Origin of the sequence: Dactylosporangium sp. NPDC000244, from assembly GCF_040300725.1 — a bacterium.
GTDB lineage: Bacteria > Actinomycetota > Actinomycetes > Mycobacteriales > Micromonosporaceae > Dactylosporangium.
On the sequence record NZ_JBEPEH010000010.1, the window covers coordinates 188,970 to 201,949 of the forward strand.

The following is a 12,980-nucleotide window of genomic DNA, read 5'->3' on the forward strand; positions in this document are numbered from 1 at the left end:
CGTTAGCAGGACCCTCCGACAATTCTGTTCGAGTCGGCCGGGAGCAGCGGCGATGCCAGATTCCAGCCCGCGGCGAGCACGTCGTCGACCGCCCTGACGGCGCTTGTGAGGCGGTGGCGGTACGGCCCGGTGAGCTCGATCCAGGGCACCCCCCGCCCGGCGAGCTCGTCGCGGAACCGGCCCGTCATCCAGGCGCGCAGGTGCTCGCCGTCGCGCATGCCGTCGTCCTCGAACGGGACGTCCTCGTCGCTGGTGAGCAGATACAGGTCCGGCCGGCGGGCGGCGGCGCGGACCGGCGGGGAGGTGTGGCCGAGGTAGCGCTCCTCCCAGATCGCGGTCGCGAAGCTGTCGGTGTCGCAGATGAGCACCGGCCCGCCGGCCCGCGCCGCGGCGTCCTCGGCGGCGTTCTGCTCACGCGCGACGGTCACGAAGTCGTCGCGCGTCCACACCAGGTCGGCCATCGTCTGGCCCGGGCGCAGCTGCGCCATCTTGAGCGCGGTGAGGGTGCGGCCGTACTCCTCGACCCAGGCCGTGCCCGCGAGCGCCCCGCCGCGCAGGCGCAGGTGCGAGGCCAGGGCGCGGGCCAGGGTGGTCGTGCCCGTCGACTCCGCGCCGACGACCACGACCCGCTTCGCGAACCAGGCGCGCACCGGCGGCGCCAGCTTGTCCCAGTGGGCGACGGGGTCGGCGCGCACGGCGGTGCCGGAGACGGGAACCGTGCCGCGGGCCGGGTCGACCGGGATGTGGCGGGCGCCGAAGCGGCGGGCCAGCTCCTCGCCGTACTCCTCCGAGGAGAACACCCGGTCGACCTTCTTCGCGCCGACAGCCCGGCGGAACGTGGCCGTGTGGGCGTCCCAGGCGGCCTCGGAGCCGTAGTCGATCGGGGTGTCGTCGTAGATGCCGACGAAGCGGACGTGCGGCGACGCGGCGTGCACCTCGCGCAGCCACGCGACCCGGTCCTCGAGCGGGATCGACTCCACCGTCGAGGGCGCGACCACGACGGTCACCTCGTCGCAGGCGCGGGCGGCGGTGTCGATGAGGTGATGGTGGCCCGCGTGCGGCGGGTAGAACTTGCCGATGACTAGTCCGTGGACCACGCCGGGCTCCGCTCCGGCGCGCGGCGCAGCTCGGCCCGCCAGGCCCGCAGGCCGAAGACGCACAGCGTCAGGAAGACGAGGTACAGCAGCGCGGTGAGCCAGAGGTCCTTGTAGCCGTACAACGGGATGTAGACGACGTCGACGGAGATCCACAGCCACCAGCTCTCCACCAGGCGCCTGGTCTGGCCGTAGGTCGCGAGCAGTGACACGGCGGTCGTGAGCGCGTCCGGCCAGGGGACCGTGGATTCGGTGAAGCGGTCGAGGTACCACCACAGCGCCACGCTCAGCAGCACGCCCGCGGCCGCGAGCCACCACCACTCGGCCCGCGTCGTGGTGCGCACCCGCTGCTGCAGCCGCCCGGTGCTCCAGCACCACCAGCCGTAGGCGCCGAGGGCGACGTAGACGACCTGCAGCCAGGCGTCGCCGAAGAGCCCGACGTGCCAGAAGGCGACGATGAACAGCAGGTTGTTGGCGATCCCGACCGGCCAGTTCGCGATGTGCTGGCGCACGACGAGATAGACGCAGAGCAGGCCGCTGGCGAATCCGAGCAGCTCAGCCCAGGTGGTTGGGGCACCGAACGCGTGCAACGCCGCGGAGGTCAGCCAGTCGAGCACGGTCTACCCTAGCTGGATGGTTCTGGAAGTCGCACTGATCGACGTGCTCGAAGGCCGCGAGGACGAGTTCGCCGCCGCCTATCGCAAGGCCCATGAGGTGCTGGCCACGACGCCGGGGTGCCGCTCGGTGCGCATGACCCGCGGGATCGAGAGCGCGTCGCGCTTCGTGCTGCTCGTGGAGTGGGACTCGGTCGACGCGCACCTGGACAACTTCCGGGCCACCGACCGGTTCGCGCAGTGGCGGGGGCTCATCGGGCCGTTCTTCGACGGAGCCCCCCGCGTGGAGCACTTCACCGACGTCACGGTGTAGCGCTCAGTCGCCGCTCTTCTTGTAGACCACGAAGTCCAGGTTCGACGTGTAGAGCGCACCGGTGACGAGCTCGCCCGCCCGGGTCATGAACCAGGCGTAACGGCTCTCGCTGGTGCGCACGCACACCCGCGCCCCCGGCACGAGGCTGCCGATCACGACCTGGCTGACCCAGCGGTCCTCGGGCAGCGCGGAGCACGCGGCCAGCGACGGCGTGTCGGCGGTGAGCAGCAGCGCGAACTTGGCGCCGTTGGCGGCGCTGATGCCGATCGCGCCCGCGGTGGCGTCGGCGCCGGCGGCCTGCTTGACGCCGCTGTCGAAGTCGTACGCGTCGTCGGGCTGGCCGGCCAGGACCACGAACTGGGCCGTGCCCGCCCGCAGGATCGCCGTGCTGGGCGGCGCCGCCGGGACCGTCGTCCCCGTGCTCGCGCCCGCGCTCACGGTCTGGCTCGGCCCGGTGCTCGTCTGCGCGCTCGTCGCGGCGCCGCTCGGCCTCGCGCTGCCGCTGTCGGCGATGATCGGCAGCGCCGCCTCGGTCGTGGGACCGGGCGCCGCGACGGTGTCGGTCTGGTTCTTGGTTTCGGGTTTCGTGTCACGGGTCGCCAGGACGCCCCCGACGGCCGCGATCACCAGCACGATGAGGCCGATGATCAGGACGCCGATGCGCCCCTTGCGCGACGGCTCCGGCTCCGGCATCGGCACCGGCTCGGGTGCCGGCTCGCCCGCCGTCTCCTCCGCCTTCGGCGGCGCGGCCTGGCGCGGCACGATCGAGTAGGCCGACGTGGGCCAGCCCGAGCCGCCGTCCAGCGGCGAGTCCGACATCCAGCCGCGCCGGCTCTTCGGCTTTGGCGGCGGTGGCGACCCGTTGACCTGGTCCTGGCCGTTCTCCGGCTCCATGCGGCGCGTCCTTCTGGTCCCTGGCAGTTGTGCGGTTGCCCGGGAGAGTATCGCTGAACGGCCACGGCGCGCGCCACGGCGGAACGGACCGACTAACGGGCCAGCATCTGCGCGACCGCGTTGGCACCGCTGGCCGTATACCAGCCGCTCACGGCCAGCATTCCCAGCACCGCGGCCGCGACCAGGAACGCCCAGCCGTCGGAGGTCGCGCGCCGGCGCGGGTTGGCGCGGCGGTGGCGCGGGCGGCGCGCGGGCCGGCGACCCGATGGCGCCGTACCACTACCCTGCGGCATGAAACCAGCCCAATCGCGGCGCGCCAGGCCCGGCCGGCCCAGGCTGTGTCGCCCCACTGTCATGATCTTCCCCCGTGATCTTCCGCTTGAGTCGGAAGGTATCTTGACAATCCACGCAATCCGTGCAGCACACGCCGTCCGGACCCCGGCGGGCCGCCGCGATTCACCTTCGGGTGTGATGGCGTCATGAAGATGATCGGGCTCACCGGCGGCATCGGCAGCGGCAAGAGCGCGGTGGCGTCGCGGCTGGCGGCGCTCGGCGCGGTGATCGTCGACTCCGACCGGCTGGCCCGCGAGGTGGTCGAGCCGGGGACGCCGGGCCTCGCCGCGGTCGTCGAGGCCTTCGGGGCCGGGGTGCTGGACGCGTCCGGGGCGCTGGACCGCCCGGCGCTGGGCCGCATCGTCTTCGCGGACGCTTCGGCGCGGCGGCGGCTCGAGGAGATCACCCATCCGCTCGTGCGGGAGCGGTCGGCCGAACTGGTGGCGGCGGCACCGCCCGGCTCGATCGTCGTCAACGACGTGCCCCTGCTCGTCGAGAAGGGCATGTCTGGGTTGTACTCCCTTGTCGTGATCGTCTTCGCGTCGCTGGAGACGCGCCTCGACCGGCTTGTGCGCATCCGGGGCATGGCGCGGGACGAGGCGATGGCGCGGATCGCGGCGCAGGCCACCGACGAGCAGCGCCGGGCGGTGGCGGACATCGCCATCGAGAACGACGGCTCGATCTCGGACCTGGACCGGTCCGTGGCGGCCGCCTGGGAACGGATTCTGGCCGTTTAGGCCCTCAGCGCTCAGGCGCTCGCGGCGGCCGGTCGCGCGTGTCGCGCGATCCCGCCTCGGTGCGCTCGCCGGCCGTGACGGGCCGGGGCTGCAACCGGGCGCCGGGAGGGCCTGCGTGATGGGCGGGCCGGCTCTCCGGTCGGCCGCCGCGAGCGGCCTACGGCGTCTACGGTAGACCGGTGATGTTCCCCACACAATCGCCGGGTTGAATACGCCCGGCCACCGAGGGCGAGGACCCGGAAAGTGTCATACCCCCCGCGTACGGTTGGGGACATGGCGCTCGACATCCCACGCTTGGACCGCCGTTTCGAGGTGGTCAGCGAATATAAGCCCTCCGGCGACCAGCCCGCGGCGATCGACGCCCTCGCCAAGCGGGTGCGGGGCGGGGACCGGCACACGGTCCTGCTCGGCGCGACCGGCACCGGCAAGAGCGCGACGACGGCGTGGCTCGTGGAGCGGCTGCAGCGCCCGACGCTGGTGCTCGCCCACAACAAGACCCTGGCCGCACAGCTGGCCAAGGAGTTCCGCGACCTGATGCCGCACAACGCGGTCGAATACTTCGTCAGCTACTACGACTACTACCAGCCCGAGGCCTACATCCCGCAGACCGACACCTACATCGAGAAGGACTCGTCGGTCAACGAGGAGGTCGAGCGGCTGCGGCACTCGGCCACGATGAGCCTGCTGACCCGGCGCGACGTGATCGTGGTCGCGACCGTGTCGGCGATCTACGGGCTCGGCACGCCGGAGGAATACCTCGACCGCGCGGCGAAGGTCAGCGTCGGCGAGGAGATCGACCGGGACAAGCTACTGCGGCGGCTTGTCGATATTCAGTACACGCGCAACGACCTGGCGTTCAACCGGGGCACCTTCCGGGTGCGGGGCGACACGCTGGAGATCATCCCGGCCTACGAGGAGCTCGCGATCCGCATCGAGTTCTTCGGCGACGAGATCGAGCGCCTCTCCTACCTGCACCCGCTGACCGGCGACGAGATCCGCCAGACCGACCAGCTGCTGATCTTCCCGGCGACGCACTACGCGGCCGGGCCGGAGCGCATGGAGCGGGCGATCGGCGCCATCGAGGTGGAGCTCGAGGAGCGCCTGGCCGAGCTCGACCGGGAGGGCAAGCTGCTCGAGGCCCAGCGGCTGCGGATGCGCACGACCTACGACGTCGAGATGATGCGCCAGGTCGGGTTCTGCAACGGCATCGAGAACTACTCGCGGCACATCGACGGGCGCGAGGCCGGCAGCCCGCCGCACTGCCTGCTCGACTACTTCCCCGACGACTTCCTCACCGTCATCGACGAGTCGCACGCGACGGTGCCGCAGATCGGTGGCATGTATGAGGGCGACGCCTCCCGCAAGCGGACCCTCGTCGAGCACGGGTTCCGGCTGCCCAGCGCCCAGGACAACCGGCCGCTGCGCTTCGACGAGTTCGAGGAGCGGGTGGGGCAGACGGTCTACCTGTCGGCGACCCCGGGGCCGTGGGAGATGGGCAAGACCCAGGGCGAGTTCGTCGAGCAGGTGATCCGCCCGACGGGCCTGATCGACCCCGAGGTGGTGCTCAAGCCGACCAAGGGCCAGATCGACGACCTCATGCACGAGATCAAGCTGCGCACCGAGCGCGACGAGCGCGTGCTGGTCACGACGCTGACGAAGAAGATGGCCGAGGACCTCACGGACTACCTGCTCGAGCACGGCATCCGGGTGCGCTACCTGCACTCCGAGGTCGACACGCTGCGCCGGGTGGAGCTGCTGCGCGAGCTGCGCCGCGGCGAGTTCGACGTGCTGGTCGGCATCAACCTGCTCCGCGAGGGGCTCGACCTGCCCGAGGTGAGCCTGGTCGCGATCCTCGACGCCGACAAGGAGGGGTTCCTGCGCTCGGGCACGAGCCTCATCCAGACCATCGGCCGCGCGGCGCGCAACGTGTCCGGGCAGGTGCACATGTACGCCGACAAGATGACGCCCTCGATGGCCCTCGCGATCGACGAGACCAACCGGCGGCGGGAGAAGCAGCAGGCGTACAACAAGGCCAACGGCATCGACCCGCAGCCGCTGCGCAAGAAGCTCGGCGACATCCTCGACGACATCTACCGCGAGGCCGAGGACACCGCCGGCGCCGTCTCCGGCCACGGCCCGGGCGGCGCGGTGGTCATCGGCGGCGGCCGTCAGATGAGCCGCGGCAAGTCCCCGGAGAACACCCGCGCCCGCCAGAAGGGCGGCGGCACGAAGGGCGCGGCCGGCGCTCCCGCGACTCCCGCCCGGGCCGGCATGGCCCGCGCCGAGCTGGCCACCCTCATCCAGGACCTGAACGAGCAGATGCTGGGCGCGGCGCGCGAGCTGCAGTTCGAGCTCGCGGCGCGCCTGCGCGACGAGGTCTCGGAGCTGAAGAAGGAGCTGCGCGCCATGGACGTGGCCGGCGTGAAGTAGCCACCCACCACCGACGGCCCGCGCAGCCCAACCGCGCGGGCCGGCCGCCACCGGCCACCTCCAGCGCCGCGCCTTCCAGCGCACCCGCCAACGGCCCGCGCCGCCTCAACCGCCGCGCGGGCCGACTGGCACCGACCACCTCAGCCACCCGCAGGCGCCTCGCAGCACGCCCGATCCGGCGCCGCGGCACTCTTTGGCCGTCCCTGGTCACAGCTCACCGTCTACTGGCGGCCCGCTCCGCGCCTTGCAGCGCGCCCGCCGACAGGCGCCGGCCACCGGCGACCCTCAATGCCGCTCGCAGGCGCCTCGCAGTGCGCCCGATCCGGTCCCGGCGACAGTTATCGCGCTCTCGCCAGCGGCTCTTCGATGCTCACCCCACACCGGCGATCGCCCACACGACAACGAATCAGCGTCGATCCCAGCGGCGCTCAGGCCGCCTGCCCTTGAGGCCTCTCGGCGAGGCGAGGCCGGGCCCGTGTTCTTCTGCGCCTCGCGGGCGGTGTGCGCTGCGAAAAGTCGGGCGCTTCGCGCCGCGACTTTTCGGATTTATACCCCGACAGGCGATGAGCCAGATATCGAGGCATTCGCAGGTCTGTCCGGATACGGGAAAGCCCCGGCTCCCTTGAAGGAGCCGGGGCTTCCCGGTGTTGCTAGGGCTTGCTGCGGGTCAGCTCTTGCCGCCGGCGAGCTTCTCGCGCAGGGCGGCCAGGGCCTCGTCCGTGGCCAGGGTGCCCGAGGGCTCCTCCGGCGCGCGGGCCGCGGTCGGGGTCGACGAGGAGACCGCGCCACCCTGCGGGGCGGCCGCGGCGGGCTCGGCGGTCGCGTCGGCCTGGCGGGCCGTCTGGACCTGCTTGGTGTGGGCCTCCCAGCGCTGACGCGCCTCGGCGTACTGCTGCTCCCACGCCTCGCGCTGCTTCTCGAAGCCCGGCATCCACTCGGCGGTCTCCGGGTCGAAGCCCTCCGGGTAGATGTAGTTGCCCTGCTCGTCGTAGGTCGCCGACATGCCGTAGAGGGTCGGGTCGAAGTGCTCCTCGCCCTCGACGAAGCCCTCGTTGGCCTGCTTGAGCGACAGCGAGATCCGCCGACGCTCGAGGTCGATGTCGATGACCTTGACCATGACGTCCGAGCCGACCTGCACGACCTGCTCCGGGATCTCCACGTGGCGCTCGGCCAGCTCGGAGATGTGCACCAGGCCCTCGATGCCGTCGTCCACGCGGACGAACGCACCGAACGGGACGAGCTTGGTGACCTTACCCGGCACGATCTGCTGGATCGCGTGGGTGCGGGCGAACTGACGCCACGGGTCCTCCTGGGTCGCCTTCAGCGACAGGGAGACGCGCTCGCGGTCCAGGTCGACGTCGAGGACCTCGACCTCCACCTCCTGGCCGACCTCGACCACCTCGGACGGGTGATCGATGTGCTTCCAGGACAGCTCGGAGACGTGGACCAGGCCGTCGACACCACCGAGGTCGACGAAGGCACCGAAGTTGACGATCGAGGACACAACGCCCTTGCGGACCTGGCCCTTCTGCAGCTTGTGCAGGAACTCGGTCCGGACCTCGGACTGGGTCTGCTCGAGGTAGGCCCGGCGGGACAGCACCACGTTGTTGCGGTTCTTGTCCAGCTCGATGATCTTGGCCTCGAGCTCCCGGCCGACATACGGCTGCAGGTCGCGCACGCGGCGCATCTCGACCAGGGAGGCGGGCAGGAAGCCGCGCAGGCCGATGTCGAGGATGAGACCACCCTTGACGACCTCGATGACGGAGCCGCGGACGACGCCGTCGTCCTCCTTGATCTTCTCGATCGTGCCCCAAGCGCGCTCGTACTGCGCACGCTTCTTCGACAGGATCAGACGGCCTTCCTTGTCCTCCTTCTGGAGAACGAGGGCCTCGATGTGGTCACCGACCGACACGACCTCAGCAGGGTCGACATCGTGCTTGATCGACAGCTCGCGCGAGGGGATGACACCCTCGGTCTTGTAGCCGATGTCGAGCAGGACCTCGTCCCGGTCGACCTTGACGACGGTGCCTTCGACGATGTCGCCGTCATTGAAGTACTTGATGGTCTCATCGATCGCGGCGAGGAACGCCTCCTCGGAACCGAGGTCGTCGATGGTGACCCTGTTGCTGCTGGCGCTCGAGGTGGCCTCGATGCTGCTCGTCATGTGGGCTGTTGCTCCGGTCGGTGGATTACCTGGTGAACCTGCGCGCTCCCGCGGACCCGTCGTCGGGCACAACCGGCGTATCGCAGTGCAGGATCAGTGCATTGGAAGCTCAGGATGTGTTCGGCGACCGTGAGCCTGCTCCATGCCGAGGCGCACAAACCCACGAGTGCACCGATCAGCCTACCCTGCGCCATACCACATGGTCCAACCCTCCCCCATACCCGATCTGCCGAGTTTCGCAGGGCCTACCGTTGCTCCCCATGGAATCGTCACCTGACGCAGGCGTCACACGACGCGCCGTGAGCCCCGCCGAGAGCCGGAGTGCGAGCCGGCGCTGGTGGGACGCCGACGCCGACGACTACCAGGCGGAACACGGTTCCTTCCTGGGTGACGCCGACTTCGTGTGGTGCCCCGAGGGCCTGCGCGAGGCCGACGCGCGCCTGCTCGGCGACGTCAGGGGCCGCAAAGTCCTCGAGATCGGCTGCGGCGCGGCCTCGTGCTCGCGCTGGCTGAAGACCCAGGGTGCCGAGGTCGTCGCGTCCGACCTCTCCGCCGGCATGCTGCGCCACGCGAGCGCCGGGGCCACCCGATCGGGCGTACGCGTCCCACTCCTGCAGGCCGACGCCACCGCGCTGCCGTTCGCCGAGGACGCATTCGACATCGTCTGCACGGCCTTCGGCGCCGTCCCGTTCGTGGCGGACTCGTCCCGCGTGATGCGCGAGGTGTACCGCGTCCTGCGCCCCGGCGGCCGCTGGGCCTTCTCGATCACGCACCCGATGCGCTGGGTCTTCCTGGACGACCCGGGCGAGGGCGGCCTGGTCGCCGTGCACTCGTACTTCGACCGCCGCGCGTACGTCGAGCAGGACGAGCGGCACGTCCCGACCTATGTGGAACAGCACCGGACGCTGGGCGACCGCATCCGGGAACTGGTGACCGCCGGCTTCGTCCTGGATGACCTGATCGAACCGGAATGGCCGGAGGGCCACGACAAGACCTGGGGCCAGTGGAGCCCGCTCAGGGGCCGAATCTTCCCCGGCACAGCGATCTTCATAGCGACGAAGCCCACGAAATCATGAAATGTCCGAAAAGTCGCGGCGCGGAGCGCCCGACTTTTCGGCAAACCCGCGACCCAGGCAAACCCGCGCCCCAGGGCAACCGCGCAGCCAGGCAAACCGTGCATCCCAGGCAAGCCTCGCGGCATGGACAAGCCTCGCGGCAGCGACAAATAGCGCAGCCAAGGCAAAACTCGCGACTCAGTCAAGCCGCGCAGCACCGATAAACCCGGCAGCACAGGCGACCCCAGGCACAGGCGAAGCCGCGGGACAAATGCAACCGCGAACCTCGCGGCGCAACCACGACGGACCGTGCAGCCTCGGGAGGGAGACGGGCCGACGAGCAGGCCGGCCCGCCCCAACACGCACACCAGCAGCGCGCCGCAGCGTCAGACCGACACCGCGGCACACCCACGACCGAGCCCAAGAGCAAGCCGGCCGCCCCGAACGCGCCGCAGCGTCAGACCGACGCTGCGGCGCACCCACGACCGAGCCGAGGAGCACGCCGGCCTGCCCCGAAGAGCACCGACGGGCTCGAATCAGTGGTCGGCGGCGTTCCAGTCGGAGCCGATGCCGACCGAGACGCCCAGGGGTACGTCCAGCGGATAGGCGCCGCCCATCGCCTCGCGGACGAGTGCCTCCAGCGGCTCGCGCTCGCCCGCGGCCACCTCGAACACCAGCTCGTCGTGGACCTGCAGGAGCATCCGCGAGCGCAGGCCGGAGGAGCGCAGGGCCTCGTCCACGCGCAGCATCGCGACCTTGATGATGTCCGCGGCCGAGCCCTGGATCGGGGCGTTGAGCGCCATGCGCTCGGCCATCTCGCGGCGCTGGCGGTTGTCGCTGTTGAGGTCGGGCAGGTAGCGCCGGCGGCCCAGCACCGTCTCCGTGTATCCGTCCCGGCGGGCCTGGGCGACGATCGAGCGCAGGTATTCGCGCACCCCGCCGAACGTGGCGAAGTATTCCTCCATGAGCACCGTCGCCTCGGCCGGCGTGATGCCGAGCTGGGTGCCGAGCCCGTAGGAGGACAGGCCGTAGGCGAGGCCGTAGTTCATCGCCTTGATCTTGCGGCGCTGGTCGGGCACGACCTCGGCGACGGGCACCGAGAAGACCGAGGACGCGGTCGCGGCGTGGAAGTCGAAGCCGGAGTTGAATGCCTCGATGAGCGCGGCGTCCTTGGACAGGTGCGCCATGATGCGCATCTCGATCTGGCTGTAGTCCGCGGTCAGCAGCGTCTCGAAGCCCTCGCCGACGACGAAGGCGCGGCGGATGCGCCGGCCCTCCTCGGTGCGGATCGGGATGTTCTGCAGGTTGGGGTCGGTGCTGGAGAGGCGCCCGGTGGCCGCGACGGTCTGGTAGTAGGTCGTGTGGATGCGCCCGTCGTCGCTGATCGACTTGAGCAGCCCGTCGACGGTGGTCTTGAGCTTGGCGACGTCGCGGTGGCGCAGCAGGTGCTCCAGGAGCGGGTGCTCGGTCTGGGCGAACAGGCTCTGCAGCGCGTCGGCGTCGGTCGTGTAGCCGGTCTTGATCTTCTTCGTCTTGGGCAGCCCGAGCTCGTTGAACAGGATCTCCTGCAGCTGCTTGGGCGAGCCCAGGTTGAACTCGCGCCCGATCACGCCGTAGGCGGCCTGGGCGGCGCCCTTCACCCCGCCGGCGAACTGCGCCTCGAGCTCGCCGAGGTATTCGGTGTCGGCCGCGATCCCGGCCCGCTCCATCTCGGCGAGCACGTAGACGAGCGGCAGCTCGACCTCGGCCAGCAGGCGGGCCGAGGAGTCGCCGTCGCGGCGCAGCTCCTCGCCGATCGCCTCGGCGAGGTCGAGGGTGGCCCGGGCGCGGAGCATGAGGTTTTCCTCGGCCTCGCCGGTGTTGCCGCCGAGCCCCTCCAGGGTCAGCTGCCCGCTCTCGGGGGCATCGACGCGCAGCTCGCGCTTGAGATAGCGCAGGGCGAGGTCGTTGAGGTCGTAGGAGCGCTGGTCCGGCCGGGCCAGGTAGGCCTCCAGCGCGGTGTCGCTCACCACGCCGGCCAGCTCGCCCCAGCCGCGGGCCTGGAACGCGAGGCGGGCGGGCTTCACGTCGTGCAGGACCTTGGGCCGGTCGGCGGCGGCGAGCCACGCGCCGACCGCGGCGTCGTCGGCCTCGTCGAGCTCGGTGGGGTCGAACCAGGCCGCGGGCCCGCCGGCGACGGCGAGCGCGATGCCGGTGAGCGAGCCGGTGCCGCGGCCGAACTTGCCGGCGACGGCCACACCGGTGCGCACCCCGGCCGGGGCGTGCTGCTCGAGCCAGGCGCCGACGCCGCCGCGCAGCACCTCGCCGTCGAGGTCGAAGCCGGACTCGGCCTCGGGCTCGACCGCGTCGAGGTACTGATACAGCCGATCCCGCAGCACCCGGAACTCCAGCGAGTCGAAGATCTGGTGCACGGCCTCGCGGTCCCAGCCCCGCCAGCGCAGGTCCTCGGGCGCCAGCGGCAGCTCCAGGTGGTCGACGAGATGGTTGAGCTCGTAGTTGCGCATGACGTCGGCGAGGTGGGCCCGCACGTTCTCGCCGGCCTTGCCCTTGATCTCGTCGACCCGCGCGATGATCCCGTCGAGCCCGCCGAACTGCACGATCCACTTGGCCGCGGTCTTGTCGCCGACCCCGGGCACCCCGGAGAGGTTGTCGCTGTCCTCGCCGACGAGCGCGGCCTTGTCCCGGTACTGCGACGGCGGAATCCCGTATTTCTCCTCGACCCGGGCCGGGGTCATGCGGTCCATCTCGGTGACGCCGCGCTTGAGGTAGAGCACCGTGACGATGTCGCTGACGAGCTGGAACGCGTCGCGGTCGCCGGTGATGATCGAGGTCGGCAGCCCCTGCTCGGCGGCCTGCCGGGCGAGCGTGGCGATCACGTCGTCGGCCTCGTAGCCCGGCTTCTCCACGAACGGGATGCGCAGCGCGTTGAGGACCTCCTTGATGAGGTCCACCTGGCCGGAGAACTCGGGCTTGGACGCGGAGCGGTTGGCCTTGTACTCCGCGTATTTCTCCAGCCGGAACGTCTGCCGCGAGACGTCGAACGCCACCGCGATGTGCGTGGGCTGCTCGTCCCGCAGCATGTTGATCAGCATCGACGTGAAGCCGAAGACGGCGTTGGTCACCTGGCCCGTCGCCGTGGAGAAGTTCTCCGCCGGCAGGGCGAAGAACGCCCGGTAGGCGAGCGAGTGCCCGTCGAGCAGCAACAGCCTGGAGTCAGTCGAACCCGTCACACCACCGAGCCTAGTCGTGGGGTATGACAAAAAACCGCCCAGCCCCTCGGGGCGCTTCGCGCAGAATGTCCGATTCACCCGGCGGGCGGCACTTGCCGGGAAGCCTTGCCGGAAGG

At 70.8% G+C, this 12,980-nt stretch carries 10 protein-coding genes; 4 read left to right on the top strand and 6 right to left on the bottom strand.

Features of this window, described 5'->3' with window-relative positions; translation table 11 throughout:
* Positions 1–2: 2 nt before the first annotated feature.
* Entirely contained in the window at positions 3–1,097 is a 1,095-nt protein-coding gene (locus ABT369_RS16445; RefSeq protein ID WP_350612714.1) for an AAA family ATPase, read from the bottom strand.
* Complete coding sequence (gene pnuC, locus ABT369_RS16450; RefSeq protein ID WP_350612716.1) at positions 1,082–1,711, bottom strand: nicotinamide riboside transporter PnuC; 630 nt, start codon at positions 1,709–1,711, stop codon at positions 1,082–1,084. Before pnuC ends, ABT369_RS16445 begins: the two co-directional genes overlap by 16 nt.
* 16 nt (positions 1,712–1,727) lie before the next feature.
* On the opposite strand from pnuC, the gene ABT369_RS16455 reads away from it, so the two are divergent.
* A complete protein-coding gene (locus ABT369_RS16455; protein ID WP_350612717.1) occupies positions 1,728–2,021 on the top strand; it encodes an antibiotic biosynthesis monooxygenase family protein in 294 nt (97 codons plus the stop codon).
* 3 nt (positions 2,022–2,024) lie between these two features.
* On the opposite strand, the gene ABT369_RS16460 is transcribed toward ABT369_RS16455, so the two are convergent.
* Both ABT369_RS16460 and ABT369_RS16465 read right to left on the bottom strand, forming a co-directional pair.
* On the bottom strand, positions 2,025–2,915 hold the full coding sequence (locus ABT369_RS16460) for a hypothetical protein (RefSeq protein ID WP_350612718.1): 891 nt from the start codon (positions 2,913–2,915) through the stop codon (positions 2,025–2,027).
* 92 nt (positions 2,916–3,007) lie between these two features.
* Positions 3,008–3,208: a hypothetical protein gene (locus ABT369_RS16465; protein ID WP_350612719.1), complete on the bottom strand. Its 201-nt coding sequence runs from the start codon at positions 3,206–3,208 to the stop codon at positions 3,008–3,010.
* A gap of 186 nt (positions 3,209–3,394) precedes the next feature.
* Between ABT369_RS16465 and coaE the strand changes: the two genes are divergently transcribed.
* Together coaE and uvrB are read left to right on the top strand one after the other, a co-directional pair.
* Positions 3,395–3,985 carry a dephospho-CoA kinase gene (coaE, locus tag ABT369_RS16470; RefSeq protein WP_502891771.1) on the top strand — a complete coding sequence of 197 codons (591 nt, stop codon included), beginning with the start codon at positions 3,395–3,397 and terminating at the stop codon, positions 3,983–3,985.
* 273 nt (positions 3,986–4,258) lie between these two features.
* Positions 4,259–6,415: an excinuclease ABC subunit UvrB gene (uvrB, locus tag ABT369_RS16475; RefSeq protein WP_350612721.1), complete on the top strand. Its 2,157-nt coding sequence runs from the start codon at positions 4,259–4,261 to the stop codon at positions 6,413–6,415.
* Between the two features lie 667 nt (positions 6,416–7,082).
* Here the strand turns inward: uvrB and rpsA are convergent.
* On the bottom strand, positions 7,083–8,579 hold the full coding sequence (gene rpsA, locus ABT369_RS16480) for a 30S ribosomal protein S1 (protein WP_350612723.1): 1,497 nt from the start codon (positions 8,577–8,579) through the stop codon (positions 7,083–7,085).
* Positions 8,580–8,839: 260 nt separating this feature from the next.
* Here rpsA and ABT369_RS16485 point away from each other — a divergent pair, with 260 nt between their 5' ends.
* Positions 8,840–9,655, top strand: a complete 816-nt coding sequence (locus ABT369_RS16485) for a class I SAM-dependent methyltransferase (RefSeq protein ID WP_350612724.1) — start codon at positions 8,840–8,842, stop codon at positions 9,653–9,655.
* A 515-nt stretch (positions 9,656–10,170) separates the two neighbouring features.
* Here the strand turns inward: ABT369_RS16485 and polA are convergent.
* Positions 10,171–12,864 carry a DNA polymerase I gene (gene polA, locus ABT369_RS16490; protein ID WP_350612726.1) on the bottom strand — a complete coding sequence of 898 codons (2,694 nt, stop codon included), beginning with the start codon at positions 12,862–12,864 and terminating at the stop codon, positions 10,171–10,173.
* Between the last annotated feature and the right edge of the window lie 116 nt (positions 12,865–12,980).

Coding starts and splice junctions, on each gene's coding strand:
- ABT369_RS16455 (WP_350612717.1), top strand. CDS start 1,728: ATGGTTCTGGAAGTCGCACTGATCGACGTGCTCGAAGGCCGCGAGGAC.
- ABT369_RS16460 (WP_350612718.1), bottom strand. CDS start 2,915: ATGGAGCCGGAGAACGGCCAGGACCAGGTCAACGGGTCGCCACCGCCG.
- ABT369_RS16465 (WP_350612719.1), bottom strand. CDS start 3,208: ATGCCGCAGGGTAGTGGTACGGCGCCATCGGGTCGCCGGCCCGCGCGC.
- coaE (WP_502891771.1), top strand. CDS start 3,395: ATGAAGATGATCGGGCTCACCGGCGGCATCGGCAGCGGCAAGAGCGCG.
- uvrB (WP_350612721.1), top strand. CDS start 4,259: ATGGCGCTCGACATCCCACGCTTGGACCGCCGTTTCGAGGTGGTCAGC.
- rpsA (WP_350612723.1), bottom strand. CDS start 8,579: ATGACGAGCAGCATCGAGGCCACCTCGAGCGCCAGCAGCAACAGGGTC.
- ABT369_RS16485 (WP_350612724.1), top strand. CDS start 8,840: ATGGAATCGTCACCTGACGCAGGCGTCACACGACGCGCCGTGAGCCCC.